Origin of the sequence: Puniceibacterium sediminis, from assembly GCF_900188035.1 — a bacterium.
GTDB classification, from domain to species: Bacteria; Pseudomonadota; Alphaproteobacteria; order Rhodobacterales; family Rhodobacteraceae; genus Puniceibacterium; species Puniceibacterium sediminis.
Genome location: NZ_FZNN01000012.1, coordinates 96,173 through 115,040, shown reverse-complemented (window position 1 = coordinate 115,040; position 18,868 = coordinate 96,173). Strand labels below are relative to the sequence as shown.

Annotated in this window: 20 protein-coding genes; 19 read left to right on the top strand and 1 reads right to left on the bottom strand. The window is 61.8% G+C overall.

All coding sequences use genetic code 11. The features are described from left to right. Positions 1-26: 26 nt before the first annotated feature. Both fabF and mltG read left to right on the top strand, forming a co-directional pair. Complete coding sequence (gene fabF, locus CHB75_RS13740) at positions 27-1,286, top strand: beta-ketoacyl-ACP synthase II (protein ID WP_089271413.1); 1,260 nt, start codon at positions 27-29, stop codon at positions 1,284-1,286. Beyond that, entirely contained in the window at positions 1,287-2,450 is a 1,164-nt protein-coding gene (gene mltG, locus CHB75_RS13735) for an endolytic transglycosylase MltG (protein ID WP_089271411.1), read from the top strand. A 69-nt stretch (positions 2,451-2,519) separates the two neighbouring features. Here the strand turns inward: mltG and CHB75_RS13730 are convergent, their stop codons facing one another. Next, the gene (locus CHB75_RS13730; RefSeq protein WP_089271409.1) at positions 2,520-3,296 is read right to left on the bottom strand and encodes a fumarylacetoacetate hydrolase family protein; all 777 of its coding nucleotides are present in this window, start codon (positions 3,294-3,296) and stop codon (positions 2,520-2,522) included. A 572-nt stretch (positions 3,297-3,868) separates the two neighbouring features. Here CHB75_RS13730 and CHB75_RS13720 point away from each other — a divergent pair. The 17 genes from CHB75_RS13720 (at position 3,869) to cysE (ending at position 18,746) form a co-directional block, all read left to right on the top strand. Further along, positions 3,869-5,245: a DNA-packaging protein gene (locus CHB75_RS13720; RefSeq protein ID WP_176439141.1), complete on the top strand. Its 1,377-nt coding sequence runs from the start codon at positions 3,869-3,871 to the stop codon at positions 5,243-5,245. A gap of 177 nt (positions 5,246-5,422) precedes the next feature. After that, the gene (locus tag CHB75_RS13715) at positions 5,423-6,607 is read left to right on the top strand and encodes a phage portal protein (protein ID WP_089271405.1); all 1,185 of its coding nucleotides are present in this window, start codon (positions 5,423-5,425) and stop codon (positions 6,605-6,607) included. Then, entirely contained in the window at positions 6,600-6,827 is a 228-nt protein-coding gene (locus CHB75_RS13710; protein ID WP_089271403.1) for a GTA head formation protein, RCAP_rcc01685 family, read from the top strand. The genes CHB75_RS13715 and CHB75_RS13710 overlap by 8 nt, the downstream gene beginning before the upstream one ends. Before the next feature lie 74 nt (positions 6,828-6,901). After that, a complete protein-coding gene (locus tag CHB75_RS13705) occupies positions 6,902-7,444 on the top strand; it encodes an HK97 family phage prohead protease (protein ID WP_089271401.1) in 543 nt (180 codons plus the stop codon). Positions 7,445-7,475: 31 nt separating this feature from the next. Next, positions 7,476-8,657: a phage major capsid protein gene (locus CHB75_RS13700; protein ID WP_089271399.1), complete on the top strand. Its 1,182-nt coding sequence runs from the start codon at positions 7,476-7,478 to the stop codon at positions 8,655-8,657. A gap of 173 nt (positions 8,658-8,830) precedes the next feature. Then, a complete protein-coding gene (locus CHB75_RS13695; protein ID WP_089271397.1) occupies positions 8,831-9,469 on the top strand; it encodes a head-tail connector protein in 639 nt (212 codons plus the stop codon). After that, positions 9,466-9,804 carry a phage head closure protein gene (locus CHB75_RS13690; protein ID WP_089271395.1) on the top strand — a complete coding sequence of 113 codons (339 nt, stop codon included), beginning with the start codon at positions 9,466-9,468 and terminating at the stop codon, positions 9,802-9,804. Before CHB75_RS13695 ends, CHB75_RS13690 begins: the two co-directional genes overlap by 4 nt. Next, the gene (locus CHB75_RS13685; RefSeq protein WP_089271393.1) at positions 9,801-10,208 is read left to right on the top strand and encodes a DUF3168 domain-containing protein; all 408 of its coding nucleotides are present in this window, start codon (positions 9,801-9,803) and stop codon (positions 10,206-10,208) included. Before CHB75_RS13690 ends, CHB75_RS13685 begins: the two co-directional genes overlap by 4 nt. Positions 10,209-10,286: 78 nt before the next feature. Beyond that, positions 10,287-10,703, top strand: coding sequence for a phage major tail protein, TP901-1 family (locus CHB75_RS13680; RefSeq protein ID WP_089271391.1), 417 nt, complete (start codon positions 10,287-10,289; stop codon positions 10,701-10,703). 3 nt (positions 10,704-10,706) lie between these two features. Further along, a complete protein-coding gene (locus tag CHB75_RS13675; protein ID WP_089271389.1) occupies positions 10,707-11,039 on the top strand; it encodes a gene transfer agent family protein in 333 nt (110 codons plus the stop codon). Beyond that, positions 11,032-11,241, top strand: coding sequence for a rcc01693 family protein (locus CHB75_RS13670; protein WP_089271387.1), 210 nt, complete (start codon positions 11,032-11,034; stop codon positions 11,239-11,241). The genes CHB75_RS13675 and CHB75_RS13670 overlap by 8 nt, the downstream gene beginning before the upstream one ends. Further along, complete coding sequence (locus CHB75_RS13665; protein WP_089271385.1) at positions 11,234-11,887, top strand: phage tail tape measure protein; 654 nt, start codon at positions 11,234-11,236, stop codon at positions 11,885-11,887. The genes CHB75_RS13670 and CHB75_RS13665 overlap by 8 nt, the downstream gene beginning before the upstream one ends. Positions 11,888-11,900: 13 nt before the next feature. After that, complete coding sequence (locus CHB75_RS13660) at positions 11,901-12,533, top strand: DUF2460 domain-containing protein (RefSeq protein WP_089271383.1); 633 nt, start codon at positions 11,901-11,903, stop codon at positions 12,531-12,533. Next, entirely contained in the window at positions 12,533-13,417 is an 885-nt protein-coding gene (locus tag CHB75_RS13655; RefSeq protein ID WP_089271381.1) for a DUF2163 domain-containing protein, read from the top strand. The genes CHB75_RS13660 and CHB75_RS13655 overlap by 1 nt, the downstream gene beginning before the upstream one ends. Beyond that, a complete protein-coding gene (locus CHB75_RS13650) occupies positions 13,414-13,854 on the top strand; it encodes an NlpC/P60 family protein (RefSeq protein ID WP_089271379.1) in 441 nt (146 codons plus the stop codon). Before CHB75_RS13655 ends, CHB75_RS13650 begins: the two co-directional genes overlap by 4 nt. 3 nt (positions 13,855-13,857) lie before the next feature. Further along, positions 13,858-17,760, top strand: coding sequence for a baseplate multidomain protein megatron (locus CHB75_RS13645; protein WP_089271377.1), 3,903 nt, complete (start codon positions 13,858-13,860; stop codon positions 17,758-17,760). Positions 17,761-17,936: 176 nt separating this feature from the next. Further along, on the top strand, positions 17,937-18,746 hold the full coding sequence (gene cysE / locus CHB75_RS13640; RefSeq protein WP_089271375.1) for a serine O-acetyltransferase: 810 nt from the start codon (positions 17,937-17,939) through the stop codon (positions 18,744-18,746). Positions 18,747-18,868 lie beyond the last annotated feature (122 nt).

Genomic DNA, 18,868 nt, shown 5'->3' with positions numbered 1-18,868 from the left:
AGCAACTTAAAGGAAGGGGCATAGGCATGCGTCGAGTAGTGGTAACGGGCCTGGGTCTTGTGACTCCTTTGGCCTGCGGGGTCGAAGAGAGCTGGAGCCGTCTGCTGGACGGGCAATCCGGGGCAGGGCCGATCACCCGGTTTGATGCGAGCAAGCTGGCCACCACCTATGCCTGCGAAGTCCCGTTGGGTGACGGCAGCGACGGCACGTTCAACGCCGATGACTGGATGGCGCCCAAAGAACGCCGCAAGGTCGATGATTTTATTCTGTTCGGGATTGCAGCGGCGGTGCAGGCCGTCAAGGATTCCGGTTGGTCCCCCGAGGATCGCGAGAGCCTGGACCGCACCGGTGTCATGATCGGCTCGGGTATCGGCGGGCTGAATTCGATTGCGGAAACGGCGCTGCTGATCAAGGAAAAGGGCCCGCGCCGCGTCAGCCCGTTCTTTATTCCCGGGGCGCTGATCAATCTGATCTCGGGTCAGGTGTCGATCCGCTTTGGATTCCGCGGGCCGAACCATTCGGTTGTGACGGCCTGTTCCACAGGTGCCCATGCCATTGGCGATGCGGCGCGCATCATTCGTGACGATGATGCGGACGTGATGATCGCCGGTGGTGCCGAAGGCGCGATTTGCGAGATTGGCATTGCCGGTTTCAACGCCTGCAAGGCGCTGAGCACGGGGCGCGCAGACGACCCGAAAACAGCGAGCCGTCCCTATGACCGCGATCGCGACGGTTTCGTCATGGGCGAAGGTGCGGGGATCGTTGTGCTGGAGGAATATGAACACGCCAAGGCCCGTGGCGCGCATATCTATGCCGAAGTGCTGGGCTATGGTCTGTCAGGCGACGCCTATCACATCACGGCACCTGCATCGGACGGCGACGGTGCCGAACGGTCGATGCGCATGGCGCTGAAGAAGGCGGGCCTGCAACCCTCCGATCTGGATTACATCAACGCGCATGGTACGTCGACAATGGCTGATACTATCGAGTTGGCCGCAGTCGAACGTATGCTGGGCGATGCGGCGCCCAATGTGACCATGTCGTCGACCAAATCGGCGACCGGACACCTGCTGGGTGCTGCCGGCGCAATTGAGGCGATTTTTTCCATCCTTGCGATCCGCGATCAGGTGGCACCGCCGACGATCAACCTCGACAATCCCGAAGTCGTGAGCAAGGTCGATCTGGCACCGAATGTAAAACGCGAGCGGAAGGTGCGCTATGCTCTGTCGAACTCGTTCGGGTTTGGTGGCACAAATGCGTCCGTTCTATTCGGAAAGGTCGACTGAATGTGGCGTAATATCGCTTCTAACGCGATGACATTCCTTGTTGTTCTGGTCTTTCTTGCCGGCGGAGCATTGATCTGGGCAAAACAGGAATATTCTGATGCCGGTCCGTTGGCCGTGCCGATCTGCCTGAGCGTGCAGAGCGGGTCGAACATGCGGCGTGTGTCGGATGAACTGGTGAGCCAGGGCGCAGTGAGCAGTGGGGCGCTGTTCCGCATGGGGGCGGATTACACAGACAAGGCAGGGCAGCTGAAGGCAGGGAGCTATCTGGTGCCCGAAGGGTCTTCCATGTCCGAGATCGTGGATATCGTGACCCGCGGCGGCGCGAGCACCTGCGGAACAGAGGTGGTCTTTCGCGTCGGCATCAATCAGGCAATGGTGCAGGTGCGCGAACTGGACCCGGTGACGGGTCGGTTCGAGGAAGTGGCCGAGTTTGACCCTGCACAGGGCGAGGCACCTGAAGAATACACAAGTGTGAAGCAGAAGGCGGATACGCGGTTTCGCGTGGCGCTGGCAGAGGGTGTGACCAGCTGGCAAGTGGTCAACGAGCTGCGGCAAGTTGATGTGCTTGAAGGTGATGTGACCGAGGTGCCGCCCGAAGGGTCGCTGGCGCCGGACAGCTATGAGGTGCGGCCGGGGGACACGCTTGAGTCGGTCCTGAGCCGGATGCAGAGCGCGCAGGAGCTGATCCTTGCGACCGCCTGGCAGAACCGGGCGTCCGATCTGCCACTGAAGACGCCCGAAGAAGCGTTGATTCTGGCCTCGATCGTCGAGAAAGAGACCGGCATCCCAACCGAGCGGGAGCAGGTGGCTGCGGTGTTCGTCAACCGGCTGAACGCCGGGATGCGGTTGCAGACTGACCCAACGGTGATCTATGGCATCACCAAGGGCGAAGGCATTCTGGGGCGTGGTCTGCGCCGGTCCGAACTGGATGCCGCGACGCCATATAACACCTATGTCATTCCGGGGCTGCCGCCGACGCCGATCGCGAACCCGGGGAGGGCGAGCATCGAGGCGGCGCTGAATCCTGACACCGCGGACTACGTGTATTTTGTGGCCAAGACGCTGGACCCCAAGGATGGTCATGTCTTTGCGACGACTTTGGATGAGCATAACTCCAACGTAGCGGCGTACCGTCGGCTGGAGGCGCAGCGCGCCAATCAGTAGGCTGATCCCGATTGGACGGATATCAGGCGGGCTTCGAGTGAAGCCCGCCTTTTCGTTCATGGGGGCAGCTCAACCCTGCGTTTCTTCTGCCGCCATGGTCACGCCCAGCGTTCCGATGCCTTCGATCACTACATCGACCTGATCGCCAGCCTTTACCGGGCGGGCGCCGACGGATGTGCCGCAGGCGATGACATCGCAGGGGTTCAGGGTCATGTCCTGCGACAGTGCGCTGACGATCTGGGAGGGGGGGATGATCATGTCTGCGGCCGGATAGGACTGCCTCTCGCGGCCGTTCACCAGCACCTTGATGGTCAGGTCCTGCCAGTCGAGGCCGGTGGCGATGACCGGGCCGATGACGCCGAATCCGTCAAACCCCTTGGCACGAGTCCATTGCGGAAAAGACGGGTCGGCGTTCAGTATGTCGATCGAGGTCAGATCATTGACGCAGGTATAGCCCATGATCGCCGCTGCGGCATCTTCGGCACTGATGTTGCGGCAGGTCTGGCCGATGACAATGCCCAACTCTCCCTCGAACAGGATGCGGCCTGCGGTTGCAGGAATGGTCACGGTTGCTGCGGGGCCGGACAGGGATGTGTCGGGCTTGAGAAAATAGAGCGGATGTTCGGGGGGCGTCCAGTTGTTGCGGGTGGCGGCGGCGTGGAAGTTGTTCCAGAGGCCGATGAACTTGCCCGGCACGCAGGGGGGGAGAAGCGTCACGGCGGCGAGATCCTCGGGCATATCGGTTGCCTCGTCAGAGCCGAGGTACAGGCGTGGGTGAAGCATCCCTTCGCTGATTACTCCGGTTACAATCCGTCCGTCGGCACATGTTGCGCGGGCCCATTCCATGGTGTTTTCCCTCCTTCTTGTTTGGGGCAGACAATTTCAGATAACGCCCGAGAGCGAAAGCAGACTTAGGTCTGGGACGAGGCTTCTGTGGCGGAATATCTGATCGGTTTGATGCTGAGTGCGGTGCGTTTACACGTTGATAATATATATAAAACAAATACTTAACTCATAGAGCGCTGTCAAATTTGATTGACTTTTCGAACGCTGGGCGGTACACATTGGACATGCTGGAAGAGGCGAGCAAGCGGTCCCGGGGTCATCCCCCCGGAGGCCGCTTTTTTGTTTCACTCGAGGGCGGAGAACCACGAGAGAAGGCATCGAGCAGACCATGACGTTAATATCGCCTGAAATACGGCTCTCGGAGCTGGAGAATACCCGGTCTCATATTGCGGACACGCTGAAGAGCATAACTGTTCAGATCGTCGAACTGAGATCCCGGGCCGAAGCGGGCAATGTGGGGCAGACAAAGGAGGTCGGGCAACTTTTGTCCGACACTCGATATTGGCTGAGGGCGGCCAGGGAAACAGAGGCTGAGATTAATCATGTCGAAAAGCAACGGGCAGGTATTGTCCATGACTACGGGCTTGACCTTGAAACTGCACGATCTGAGGTCGGGTGCCGCCTGGCTCGCCTCCGCAGATGCTGCGGTGAGGGATGAGTTCATATCCGAATTAAGCGAGGGAGAGCTGCTGGCTCTTCCCTTTCTGTTCGAGTTCTGGGCGATGGACCATCAACTTTCGCCAGAAGGCGACTGGCGGTCCTGGGTCATCCTGGGCGGACGTGGCGCGGGTAAAACCCGCGCCGGAGCCGAATGGGTGCGCGCGCAAGTCGAAGGGTCGCGGCCTCTGGATGCCGGGCGTTGCAAACGCGTGGCACTGGTTGGCGAAACGCTGGCCCAGGTGCGCGAAGTCATGATTTTTGGCGAGAGCGGAATTCTGGCGTGTTCACCTCCGGATCGGCGCCCGGTCTGGTCAGCAACCCGCAAGACACTGCGCTGGCCGAATGGTGCCGAAGCAATGGCGTTTTCGGCGCATGATCCTGAAGCTCTGCGCGGACCGCAGTTTGATGCGGCATGGGTGGACGAACTGGCCAAGTGGAAAAAGGGGCAGGACACCTGGGACATGCTGCAATTCGGTCTGCGACTGGGGGAAAGCCCCCAGGTTTGCGCGACGACGACACCACGAAATGTCGGTGTACTAAAGGCGCTTCTTGCATCGCCATCGACAGTGGTGACCCGTGCCAGCACCGAAGCGAACAAAGCCAATCTGGCGGAGTCCTTTATGGAAGAGGTGCGCGCGCGCTATGACGGTACACGTCTGGGCCGGCAGGAACTGGACGGCATACTGATGGAGGATGTCGAGGGTGCGATGTGGACGCGCGCGAGCCTGGAGGCGCTGCGTGTGGAGGATTTGCCCGAGTTCGACCGTATCGTCGTGGCCGTTGACCCGCCTGTAACGGGCAAGGTGGGGTCGGATGAGTGTGGGATCATCGTGGTCGGCGCACAGACGAACGGGCCGCCGCAGGATTGGCGGGCCGTCGTGCTTGATGATTGTAGTGTGCAGGGGGTGGGGCCACTGGGCTGGGCCCATGCAGCGGTGCGGGCCATGGAAAAATGGGGGGCGGATCGCCTCGTGGCTGAGGTCAACCAAGGCGGCGATATGGTCGAGACCGTTCTGCGGCAGGTGGATGCCATGCTTCCGGTGACGAAGGTGCATGCGGCCAAGGGCAAGGTCGCACGTGCCGAACCAGTTGCCGCGCTTTACGAGCAGGGGCGGGTCGGACATTTGCGCGGCCTGGGGCTGCTTGAGGACCAGATGTGCCGTATGAGTCAGCAGGGTTATGCTGGCAAGGGTAGCCCTGATCGGGTTGATGCGTTGGTCTGGGCACTGAGCGATCTTCTGATTGTGCCGGCGGCAAGTTGGCGCCGGCCGCAGGTGCGTACGCTATGATAAATCGTTGTTAACTAACTGAATTTAACTTGATTTCAGAGGTTGGCAGCTAGACCTGTCATACAGCCCGAACAGGGCATTTCACCAAGAGAGTATGTGGATCGGGCGGGGGCCTGTGATGGCCCCGGCGGGGCGAATGTGTGCCCCGAGGACACCGGAACCTGAGGAGCGACACGAATGGTCTTTCAATTCCTGCGACGTAGCGCCGAGGCAGATGTGCCGGAGGTGAAGGCAAGCGCAACCGGGCCAGTGGTGGCGCATCTGAGCGCCGGACGCGTGGCCTGGAGCCCGCGTGATACTGTAACGCTGACCCGAACGGGCTTTGTCGGCAATCCGGTGGGATTTCGAGCGGTCAAGCTGATCGCCGAAGCAGCGGCAGCGTTGCCGCTGGTTCTGCAGGATCGCCAGCGTCGCTATGAGGATCATCCGGTGATGTCGCTGGTGCGCCACCCGAATGGGGCGCAGGGACGGGCCGAACTGTTCGAGGCATTGTACGGTCAGCTGCTGTTGTCCGGGGATGGCTATCTTGAGGCGGTGATGGGGGATCAGCAGGTCCCTCTGGAACTACACGTGCTGCGCAGCGACCGGATGCGGCTGGTGCCTGGGTCGGACGGTTGGCCGGTGGCCTACGAATATGCGGTGGGTGGCCGCAAACACCGGTTCGATGTGACTGGTGAGACCTCGCCCATTTGCCACATCAAAAGCTTTCACCCGCAGGATGACCACTATGGTCTTTCGCCGATGCAGGCGGCGGCCTCGGCGCTGGATGTGCATAATTCAGCCAGCCGCTGGTCCAAGGGTTTGCTGGACAATGCGGCACGTCCGTCTGGCGCCATTGTCTACAAGTCGACGGACGGGGCCGGTGCCATGAGCCGGGATCAGTACGAACGGTTGGTATCTGAGATGGAGACCCATCATCAGGGGGCGCGCAATGCGGGGCGGCCGATGTTGCTCGAGGGCGGCCTTGATTGGAAGCCGATGGGGTTTTCGCCCGCCGACATGGAGTTCCAAAAGACCAAGGAAGCCGCAGCCCGAGAAATTGCCGTGGCCTTTGGCGTGCCTCCGATGCTGCTGGGGATTCCTGGTGAGGCGACGTTCGCCAATTATCAAGAGGCGCACAGGGCGTTCTATCGTCTGACGGTGCTGCCACTGGCGACACGGGTGGCAGCGTCTGTTTCGGCCTGGCTGTCGGCCTATGCCGGAGAGGATTTCGAGTTGAAGCCGGATCTGGATCAGGTCCCCGCCTTGTCGTCAGAACGCGATGCGCAATGGGCGCGTGTCTCAGGTGCCGACTTCCTGACGTCGGCAGAGAAACGCAGGCTTCTGGGGCTTCCGGCATTGGACGAGGCGCAGGATGTCTGAGCGTCGGGTCGGGTTCGAGTCGTTCGACTGTGCCCCGGGGCTCCGTCTTGAGGCGCATGAGAGATTGTCGGCGCTACATTACGAAACGTTGAACGCGCGGCTGGACCGCATTGCCGTAATCATGGAGCGGCTGGAGCGGCGGTTGTGGCTGACGGTTTACGGCGTGGTGGGCGTGATCATGGCGCAGGCCTTTCAGGGTTTGCTTGATGCGGTCCCCTGACAGGCAAGATTTTATCGAAACATCGGCCAGAACTTTGAGAAAGTTTTGGGCATCAGAGCTGGAAAGGCTGGGTCATGGATCTGGAACACAAATTCTGTCGCTTCGACGCTGAGGTGACGGTGATCGAGGGAACTAAGATCGAAGGCTACGCGTCGCTGTTCGGTGCTTGTGATCAGGGCAATGACGTTGTGGCGGCTGGGGCTTATCTCTCTTCACTGAAACGGCTCAAGAGCGAAGGACGGGCGGTGAAGATGCTTTGGCAGCACGATCCGGCTCAGCCGATCGGGATCTGGGACGAGGTACACGAAGATTCGCGCGGCCTTTACGTCAAAGGTCGACTGCTGGACAGCGTCGAAAAGGGCCGCGAGGCCGCGGCGTTGATCGCGGCAGGGGCGATCGATGGTCTTTCGATCGGGTATCGGACCGTGCGGGCCGCGAAAAATGACAAGGGCCAACGGCTCTTGACCGAACTGGAGCTTTGGGAGGTGTCGCTGGTGACCTTCCCGATGCTTCCCAGTGCCCGGGTAGCATCCAAAGGGGAGACCCTGAACGACGCCGCCCTGTGCAAGTTGGCGATCGCGCTCGAAGGTGCGCGCCGGGAAATGGCCGGCACCTGACGCCAGCCTTTTAGCAAAGGACAACACTGAGATGACAACAGCCGAGACCAATTCTCGGACCGGGGAAGATCTGTCCTCGGCCACCCGGGTAAGCGCCGCAATCACGGGACTTATCGGGGATATCAAAGGTTTGAAAACCGAACTTTACGGAAGACTTCAACAACAGGAAGAGCGACTGACCATGCTTGATCGAAAATCCCTCCGTTCTGCCCGCCCTGCGCTGGCCTCCTCTGCCGACGTGTCGGCACCGCACCAGAAGGCGTTCAATGCCTATCTGCGTTCGGGTGACGATGACGGGCTGCGCGGCCTTGAGATCGAGAGTAAGGCGATGTCGACCGCCGTAAACAGCGACGGCGGCTATCTGGTCGATCCGGCGACCTCGGAGACGGTGAAATCAGTGCTGGCGTCAACCGCATCAATCCGGGCAATTGCCAATGTGGTCAATGTCGAAGCGTCGTCCTTTGATGTGTTGATCGACCGCAACGATGCCGGTGCCGGCTGGGCGAACGAGACTTCTTCGACCACCGAAACCGGGACGCCTCAGATCGAGCGCATTTCGATCCCGCTGTTCGAGCTCAATGCGTTGCCGAAGGCAAGCCAGCGTCTTCTGGATGATTCCGCCTTTGATATCGAGGCCTGGCTGGCGGGCCGGATTGCCGACAAGTTTGCGCGATCAGAAGCGGCAGCCTTTGTGGCGGGCGATGGGATCGACAAGCCCCGCGGTTTTTTGAGCCACGCCACGGTTGACAATGACGTCTGGACGTGGGGCAATCTGGGCTATGTGCCCACCGGCACCGCGGGCGGCATCGGCGATGGCGATGCGATCATCGACCTCGTCTATAGCCTCGGGGCACAGTACCGCGCCGGTGCGAGTTTCGTGATGAACTCCAAGACGGCCGGAAGTCTGCGCAAGCTGAAGGACGGTGACGGGCGGCACCTGTGGTCGGATGGGTTCAGCGCCGGAGAGCCTGCGCGCCTGCTGGGTTACCCAGTGCTGATCGCAGAAGACATGCCAGAGATCGAAAGCAACAGCTTCCCCATCGCCTTCGGAGACTTCTCGGTCGGCTACACCATCGCGGAACGCCCCGACCTGCGTGTTCTGCGCGACCCCTTCAGTGCAAAGCCGCACGTCCTGTTCTACGCGACCAAGCGTGTGGGCGGGGATGTCAGCGACTTTGCCGCGATCAAGCTGCTGCGGTGCGCCGTAGCCTGAGCCTGATCGCCTGAACATGTGATCGGGCCGAAAGGTCCGGTCACATGGGGCGCGCATCCGTGAGAGAGCTTGCGTTGTCTAGCTGCTCCCCTCCGTCCGAGCAACGTGAGTGGTGCGCGCCCACCTTTCCTCCGGTTCCGGGGGGGGACCTGAGAGGTATGCGGAGAAAGATCATGATGTTAATTGAAGAGACTTCTTTGCCCGACGCGGCACTGCCTGTCGATGCATTGAAGCGGCACATGCGGATGGGCACAGGCTTTGCTGAAGATGGTTCCCAGGATGAATTGCTGGCCTCATTCCTTCGCGCGGCAATGGCTGCAATCGAGGCGCGAACCGGAAAGGTACTGTTGCAGCGTAGCTTTCAGTTGCTCCTGACAGAATGGGCCAGCGTGGACCGACAGCCGCTGCCGGTGGCACCGGTGCTTGCGGTGGGTCAGGTCAGCCTGTGTCGACCGATCCTGCCGGATACGGATCTGGAGCAGTTGAACATCATATCAGAGCAGGGCACGTCGCAGATTTTGGATCCGATGCGTTATCGTCTCGAACTTGATACCCATGTTCCATGCTTGCGAATGCGCTCTGGCTGTTTTCCCACGATTCCCAATGACGGGATGGCTGTGATCCGTTTTTCCGGGGGTCTCGCGCCAACGTTTCAGGACCTTCCGGCGGACATGGCTCAGGCGGTGCTGATGCTGGCCGGGCACTATGACGAATACCGCAACGATGTCGGGCTGAGCCAGGGCTGCATGCCGTTTGGCGTGACCAGTCTGATTGCGCGATATTGCCCGATGCGGATCGGGTTCAGCTCATGAAGCCGCCGAACCTGAACCGCAGGCTGGTGCTCGAAGCATCTGTGTCTGCATCGGACGGTGCGGGTGGCCAGATTGCCAGCTGGATTGTTCTGGGAACGCTCTGGGGTGAACTGAAACCGCGTTCAGGCCGTGAAACGACGGGTGCGGCTGGCCCTCTGTCCACTGCGAGCTATCGGATCACGGTACGGGACGCGCCGCCCGGGCAGTCTAAACGTCCCGTTCCGGGGCAGCGCATGCTTTTGGGCGCACGCAGGTTTCGCATTCTGGCCGTGACCGAAGCCGATGTCCGGGGCCGTTACCTGACCTGCCTTGCGGAAGAGGAGCTGGCGGTATGAGTTATGCGAATTCAGCAGCATTGCAGGCGGCAGTCTATCAACATCTGCTCGCCGACGTCGCTGTCTACGCTCAGGTGGGCAGCAATATCTTTGACTCGTTTCCATCGGGTGAGTTGCCAGCGCTTTACGTGACCTTGGGATCGGAAAAGGTGCGCGACGCCTCTGATGTGTCCGGCAGTGGTGCGTGGCACGACCTGATTGTTGCGGTGGTCACTGATCAGTCAGGTTTCCACGCGGCCAAAGAGGTCGGGGTGGCAATCAGCGATGCGCTTCATGACGCTGATTTGACGCTTTCCCGGGGGCGACTGGTCAGCATGCGTTTTTCGCGCGCACAGGCACGAAGGCAAAGCGGCGGATTGCGCCGTGTCGAAATGACCTTTCGCGCACGTGTCGAAGATGCGTGATCGGCGGCGTCGGAACGTTCTTGCATAGATGGCGGGGTGAGCCCCGGCCAACCAATTCAGTAAAAAGGAGTGACGGATATGGGTGCCCAGAATGGCAAGGATCTTCTGATCAAGGTGGATCTGACCGGTAACGGTCAGTTCCAGACAATCGCCGGCCTGCGGGCGACGCGGGTGAGTTTCAACGCCGATACGGTGGATGTGACATCATTGGAAAGCCAGGGAGGCTGGCGCGAACTGCTCGCCGGAGCCGGGGTCAAGACGGCCGCCATCTCGGGTTCGGGTGTTTTCAAGGATGCGAGCACGGACGAACGCGCCCGGCAGATCTTCTTTGATGGCGAAACTCCGAATTTTCAGGTCGTGATCCCGGATTTCGGCGTCGTCGAGGGTGCATTTCAGGTGACAAGCCTGGAATATGCCGGGTCGCACAACGGCGAGGCGACTTATGAGATGTCGCTCGCATCGGCCGGTAGCCTCAGCTTTGTAGCGGTGGTCTGAGCCATGGCCAATCCATGGAGGGGAGAGGTGGGGATTGTCATTGACGGGACCCCGCATGTCATGCGGCTGACCCTCGGGGCGTTGGCCGAGCTTGAGGCCGGGCTGGAAAGCAAGTCACTCGTGGCTCTGGTCGAGCGGTTTGAGGCCGGAAATTTCACAACGCGTGATGTCCTGGCGCTGATTGTGGCGGGCCTGAGGGGCGGCGGCTGGCAGGGCCGCGCTGCCGACCTGATGGCAGCAGAGATCGAAGGCGGGCCGATGGCGGCGGCGCGGGGGGCCGCGGAGTTGCTGGCCCGAGCGTTCATGTTGCCAACAGAAGCAGCCGGAAATGGCTGAATCCCGGCCCTTTGACTGGGCTGCATTGTTGCGTGCGGGCCTGCGCGGTCTCGGTTTGACACCCGATCAGTTCTGGGCGCTGACGCCAGCGGAATTGCAGGTGCTGCTGGGTGACAGCACGGGTTCTGAGCCCATGGGGCGGGCGCGGCTGGAAGAACTGGCCGCCGCTTACCCGGACAAAAGAGGATCGAACGATGAGTGATAGAGAGACGTTGGAAGAGCAGCTGGATGCCCTGGAAACCTCGCTACAGGGGGCAGGCGGCATGGCGGCGGGGTTCAACGCCGAAATGATCCGGATACACCAGACCTTTGCGGATACGGGCCGCAGCGCTGGTCGATTTGAGACAACGCTGAGCCGTGGCCTTTCCAAGGCAATCGACGGTGTCGTGCTGGACGGGATGAAGCTGTCCGGTGCTTTGCAGACCGTTGCCAATGGCATGATCACGGCCGCCTATCGGGCTGCCGTGAAACCGGTGACGGATCACTTCAGCGGCATGATTACAGCGGGTCTGGGCAGTCTTGCCGGGGGCCTGTCGCCTTTTGCGAATGGCGCGAGCTTTTCCCAAGGCCGGGTGATGCCATTTGCGACCGGCGGTGTCGTGTCGGGTGCGACGCATTTTCCCATGCGCGGCGGCATGGGCCTGATGGGCGAGGCGGGACCCGAGGCGATCATGCCCTTGGCGCGCGGCCCGGATGGCAAGCTGGGCGTCCGCGCCGGGGGCGGCAGTGCGCCTGTCACGGTGGTGATGAACATCTCGACCCCGGACGCGCAGGGTTTCAAGCGCAGTCAGAGCCAGATCGCCGCCCAGATGGGTCGCGCTTTGGGCCGTGGCCAGCGCAATCGCTAAGGGAGTGCTTCAAATGAGCTTTCACGAGATACGATTTCCGGCAACCCTCAGCTTTGGGTCTGTCGGTGGACCCGAGCGGCGTACTGACGTCGTAACGCTCGCCAGCGGGCACGAGGAACGCAACACGCCCTGGGCGCATTCCCGCCGCCGCTACGACGCCGGAATGGGCCTGCGATCCCTTGACGATATCGCGATGCTGACTGCCTTTTTCGAGGCACGACGCGGGCAACTCTTCGGTTTTCGCTGGAAGGACTGGGCGGATTATAAATCCTGCGTACCCTCCTCCACGCCGAGCCCTGACGACCAGATTATCGCCATCGGCGATGGTGCCACCTCCAGTTTTCAACTGACCAAGACCTACCAGTCGGGGGCCAGCAGCTATGAACGCCCGATCAAAAAGCCGGTCGCCGGGACAGTGCGAACCGCCATTCAGGGGCTTGCTCAGACTGAAGGTACGGATTTCACCGTCGATCCCGCGTCGGGTGTCGTCACTTTTACTGTACCGCCGCAGTTCGGTGCCGAAATCAGCGCAGGCTATGAATTCGACGTGCCCGTGCGGTTCGATGCTGATCGGATCCTGACCAGCGTGGCCAGCTTTCAGGCTGGCGAGGTGCCGGATGTGCCGGTGGTCGAGGTGCGGATCTGATGGCGCTTTCACCTGAATTCGCGGCACATCTTGCCAGTGGTCTGACCACGGTCGCGCGCGCTTGGTCGGTATCTCGCACCGACGGGGCAAAGTTCGGCTTTACCGATCACGACGTCGATCTGGCCTTCGACGGGCTGACCTTTCGCGCGGATACGGGCCTCTCGGCCATGGCGCTTGAGCAGGGCACAGGCCTGTCGGTGGACAATACCGAAGCCATGGGTGCCCTGTGCGCCGATGCCATCACCGAGGCAGACATTGCTGCCGGGCGATATGACAACGCCGAGGTGGTCGCCTGGCTGGTCAACTGGGCGGACGTGGCGCAACGCGAGATCCAGTTTCGCGGCACGATTGGTGAAATCCGCCGCTCTGGCGGCGCGTTTCAGGCGGAACTGCGCGGTCTATCCGAGGCCCTCAACCGTCCCAATGGCCGGGTTTTCCAGAAACCCTGCACCGCTGTTCTGGGCGATTCCTCCTGCGGTCTGGATTTGGCCGACCCTGGATATTTTCATGCGGGTGCTGTCGTGGCGGTCGAGGGCAAGACCACGCTGATCTTTGATCTGCTCGAAGAATTTTCGCCAGACTGGTTCCTGCGTGGGCGCGTTATGGTGCAAAGCGGTACCGCCCAGGGGCTGAGCAGCCCGATCAAGCGGGACCACGTCAAAGACGGCCAGCGCCGTATCGAACTCTGGGAACCGCTGCGTGCCGATCTTGTGGCAGGCGATCTCGTACGGTTGGAAGCCGGCTGCGACAAACGGTTCGATACCTGCCGAAAAAAATTCCACAATGTTTTGAATTTCCAAGGCTTTCCGGATCTTCCCGAAGATGACTGGCAGATGGCTACCCCCAGTCGTGTCAGCGCCACCGACAGCGGCAGCCGCAGATGACGGCGGGCGAACGCATCATCACCCGGGCTCGTAGCTGGATCGGCACGCCTTACGTGCATCAGGCCTCTTGCCGTGGCGCGGGATGTGATTGCCTTGGTCTACTGCGCGGGATCTGGCGCGAACTTTACGGCTGCGAACCCGAACCGATCCCGGCCTATTCCATGGACTGGTCCGAACCGCAGGGTGACGAGGCGCTTTTGCGCGCGGGGCACCGGCACTTTACGCCCAAACCGCTGGCGCAGGCCGCAGAGGGCGATGTGCTGCTGTTTCGGATGCGCGACGGTTCGGTCGCCAAACACCTTGGCCTGCAGTCGCGCATCGGTGCCCAAGCTGCCTTTATCCATGCCTATTCCGGGCATGGCGTAATCGAAAGCGCGCTTAGCGCTCCCTGGCAAAGACGCATCGTGGCGCGCTTTGCCTTTCCGCAGGAGGTCTGACTGATGGCAACACTTGTTCTTTCCGTGGCCGGGGCGGCCATCGGCGGTTCCATCGGCGGGTCTGTCATGGGGCTGTCGGCGGCGGCCATCGGGCGCTTTGCCGGTGCCACCTTGGGTCGTGCGCTGGATCAGCGGCTTATGGGGCAGGGGGCCGAAACGGTCGAAACTGGCCGGGTCGACCGGTTTCGTCTGACCGGCGCGGGCGAAGGTGCGCCGATTGCACAGGTCTATGGCCGTATGCGGGTCGGGGGACATGTGATCTGGGCCACCGAGTTTTCCGAGATCGTCAAGAAAAGCGGTGGCGGAAAGGGCGGCGCGCCTCAGCCGAAGGTCAAGAGCTTCAGCTACAAGGTCAGCCTCGCGCTCGCCTTGTGTGAAGGCGAAATCACCGGCGTCAACCGCGTCTGGGCCGATGGGGTCGAGCTGCCGCTAAAGGATCTGAACATGCGGGTCTATTCCGGCAGCGCCGATCAGCTGCCCGATCCGCGTATCGAGGCGGTCGAAGGCGTGGGCCAGGTGCCCGCCTATCGCGGCACCGCCTATGTGGTGATCGAGGATCTGGTGTTGACCGCTTTCGGCAACCGCGTCCCGCAGTTCAATTTCGAAGTCACCCGACCCGAATTGGGCGATGCCGACGATGTGCCGCTGGCGATTCAGGGCGTCGCGATGATCCCCGGAACGGGTGAATACGCTCTGTCCACATCGCCGCAGTTCCTGCGCTACGGCAGCGGCAACTATGGGGTCCAGAACGTCAATTCTCCCTCGGCTCAGCCGGACTTCAACACATCGCTCAAATCGCTCGAAGACGAATTGCCCAACTGCAAGGCGGTGTCGCTGGTCGTCAGCTGGTTCGGGTCGGACCTGCGCTGTGGCCGGTGCGAGATCGTGCCAAAGGTCGAACAATCCGAATTCGACGCGAGGGACATGCCATGGCAGGTTTCAGGGTTGAACCGGAGCGCGGCCACACTGGTGCCGCAGGAAGCAGGACGCCCGATCTATGGCGGTACGCCCGCAGACGGGTCGGTCATCCAGTCGATCCGCAGGATGAACGCAGACGGCCTGTCGGTGATGTTCTATCCCTTCATCCTGATGGACCAGCTGGTGGGCAACGGCCTGCCGGATCCCTATTCCGATGCCGCCGATCAGTCTGCCTTGCCATGGCGCGGACGCATCACGCTCGACATCGCGCCGGGGCGCGCCGGGTCGTCTGACAGCACAACCGCAGCGCAGGCCGAGGTCGCGGATTTTTTCGGCAACGTCACTGCGGCGGATTTTACCGTGGGCGATGGCACCGTCACATACTCTGGGCCCGATGACTGGTCCTACAGCCGCTTCGTGCTGCACAATGCTGCCCTGTGCGCGGCGGCCGGCGGGGTTGATGCCTTTTGCATCGGCTCGGAAATGCGTGGCCTGACCCAGATCCGCGACCATGCGGGCTATCCGGCAGTCGCAGCCCTGCGCGCCCTGACGGCCGAAGTCCGCCTTTTGCTGGGGCCGGACGTCAAGCTTGGCTATGCCGCCGACTGGTCGGAATACTTTGGCCATCAGCCGCAGGACGGCAGCGACGATGTGTTTTTTCACCTCGATCCGCTCTGGAGCGACGATGAAATCGATTTCATCGGCATCGACAACTACATGCCTCTGTCGGACTGGCGGGACGGCGACGAACATGCCGATGCAGGGGCCGGGGCAATCTATAACCTCGACTATCTGCGCGCCAATGTGGCGGGTGGTCAGGGGTACGACTGGTACTATCCTTCGCCCGCCGACGAAGAGGCACAGAACCGCGCACCGATCACCGATGGCGCTTATGGCGAACCATGGGTGTTCCGCTACAAGGACATCCGCAACTGGTGGTCCCAGCCCCATCACGAACGGTTGGGCGGGCTGCGTCAGGCCCAACCCACCAGCTGGATCCCGGGGTCGAAACCGGTCTGGTTTACCGAACTGGGGTGCGCTGCTGTCAACAAGGCCACCAACCAGCCGAACAAGTTCATCGACGCGAAATCCTCGGAATCAACCCTGCCAAAGTTCAGCAACGGGCTGCGGGACGAGTTGATCCAGCGCCAGTATCTGCGCGCGGTGCACGGCTACTGGAACGATCCGGCGAACAACCCGGAATCCGGCGTCTATGATGGCCGCATGATCGACATGTCCCGTGCCTTTGTCTGGGCTTGGGATGCACGGCCCTATCCGTGGTTCCCTGGCAACGAAACGCTGTGGTCGGACGGGCCGAACTACCGCCGCGGGCACTGGATGAACGGGCGTGTATCCGCGCGCACACTCGCTTCGGTCGTGGGTGAAATCTGCGAACGCGCCGGGCTTCATGCCTATGACACCTCGCGACTGTTCGGCTTTGTGCGTGGCTACACCGTGTCCAACGTCGCCGATGGACGGCGTGCGCTACAGCCGCTGATGCTGGCCTATGGGTTTGATGCGATCGAACGCGGCGGCACGCTGGAATTTCGTATGCGCAATGGTCTGAATCCCATTGCCCTGACGCGCGACGACCTTGCCGTCACCCACGAAATCGACGGCGATCTACAGGAAACCCGCAGCCCCACCGTAGAAATGGCCGGACGTATCCGCCTGCGCTTTGTTCAGGCCGATGGGGATCACCAGATCGTTGCCGAAGAAACCGTTCTGCCCACCGATGAAACCCACGCCGTCGCAGAAAGCGATCTGGATCTTTCGCTGACCCGGGCCGAGGGGCGCCAGACGCTTGAACGCTGGCTGGCCGAAGCACGCCTTGCCCGCGATACACTGCGCTTTGCGCTGCCGCCATCAAGACTGGCGCTGGGCGCGGGTGACATCGTTTCGCTGCCGTCGCCCTCTGGGCCGACCCTGGCGCGGATCGACCGGGTCGAGGTGACCTCGCACCAGATGATCGAAGCGGTGCGCATCGACCCGGGCCTCTATGAACCTTCGCAGTTTCCCGACCAACCGGTCAGCATGCGGCCCGTCACTTCTGCAGGGCCGGTTCTGCCGCTCTTCCTAGATCTGCCGCTTTTGACCGGCGAAGAGGTGCCGCACGCGCCCCACATTGCCGTCTATGCCAAACCGTGGCCGGGTAGCGTCGCGGTCTACGATTCGACCATTGATGCCGACTATGCCCTGAACGAAATCATTGCCGCCCGGGCGACCATCGGCACAACCGAAACGCCGCTGACGGCCATGCGTTCGGGAAAGATTGACCGGGGCGATGCGCTGCAGGTCAAGATGGCCCACGGCACGTTGGAATCAATCAGTGATGCCGCACTGCTCGCGGGGGGAAACCTCATGGCCATCGGCGACGGCACACCGGGAAACTGGGAGCTGTTCCAGTTTCGCGATGCGGTGATGACCGGCGCGGATACCTGGCTGCTCAGCCACCGGCTGCGGGGTCAGCTTGGCACCGACGGCATTCAGCCCCCGGTGTGGCCCGCAGGGTCGCAGGTGGTGTTGCTGGACGGCGTGCCGCAGCAAATCGCGCTTGCGGCGTCGAACCGCCGCCTGTCCCGGCATTTCCGCATTGGTCCGGCGCAGCGCGCCATTGATGATCCGGCCTATCTGTACGAAACGCACGCCTTTGACGGCATCGGCCTGCGGCCCTACAGCCCCGTGTCTTTGACGGCGCGCCGCCTTGATGGCGATCTGGCCGTCAGCTGGATCCGGCGCACCCGGATCGAAGGCGACAGCTGGGATCTGGAAGAGGTGCCCCTTGGTGAGGAAAGCGAACGCTATCTGATCCGGGTGCTGCGCGACGACACGATCCTGCGCGAGGCTCAGACCACGACCCCGGCCTGGACCTACACCGCCGCGATGCAGGCGATGGACGAACCGGGCAGCGACTATAGCATTGCCGTGGCCCAGATGTCGGCCCGGTTCGGGGCGGGGCCGTTCACTTCGGTTCCCGTGACGGTCTGAAGCCGGGCCATTGGCGGTGATTTGCAAATTGACGCGACGCGCCACGCCGGGGATGTGCGACATCACTCGGGGCTGGCGGTTCGGGCCATTCAGCGCGCTGATTATCCCTATCACCCCTTTGCGTTTTCCAGTCGCGACTCTATCTGCTATAACCTGAGGGTCAAAGGAGAGACGCCATGGCTGAGACACGCGCAAAAATCGCCGCACTCGATCCGGTATGGGCCCGCATCATGCACGAGGCCGAAGATGCCGTGGCCGCAGAGCCGCTGCTCGGGGGGCTTGTGCACTATTCGGTGCTGCACCACCCAACGATCGAACGGGCGCTGGCCTATCGCACCTCGCTCAAGCTCGCTTCGGGCGAGATGTCCGAACAGATCCTGCGCGAAATCTGCGATGAGGCCTATCAATCCGATCCCGAACTGGCCATGGCCGCACGCGCCGATATCGTTGCGGTGTATGAACGTGATCCGGCCTGCCACCGGTTCCTGCAGCCGCTGCTGTTCTTCAAGGGCTTTCAGGCGCTCCAGTCCTACCGCGTCGCCAACTGGCTCTGGCGCGAGGGTCGTCGCGATCTGGCCTATCTGTTCCAGATGCGCTGTTCCGAAGTTTTCGGCGTCGACATTCACCCCGCCGCCCGTCTGGGCCGGGGCATCATGATCGACCACGCCCATTCCATCGTCATCGGTGAAACTGCCGTGGTGGGCGACAATGTGTCGATGCTGCATTCGGTCACGCTGGGCGGCACCGGCAAGGAAGAAGAGGACCGCCACCCCAAGATCGGCAATGGCGTCCTGATCGGTGCGGGTGCCAAGGTGCTGGGCAATATCAAGGTCGGCAACTGCTCGCGCATCGCGGCCGGTTCTGTCGTGCTCGAAGAAGTCCCGCCCTGCAAAACCGTCGCAGGTGTGCCTGCCCGGATCGTGGGCGAAGCGGGCTGCGCGCAGCCTTCGGTCAGCATGGACCAGATCCTGCACAGCGAAACCTGACCGCCCAACTGGTTTGATCCAGCGGAGCGCCCCCTTTGGGGGCGCGCTTTATGCTCAGATTCAGGGGCTTTGCCCCTTTGGGGGTCCTGCAGGGAAGGACCCCCATTCACCCCAGAATATTT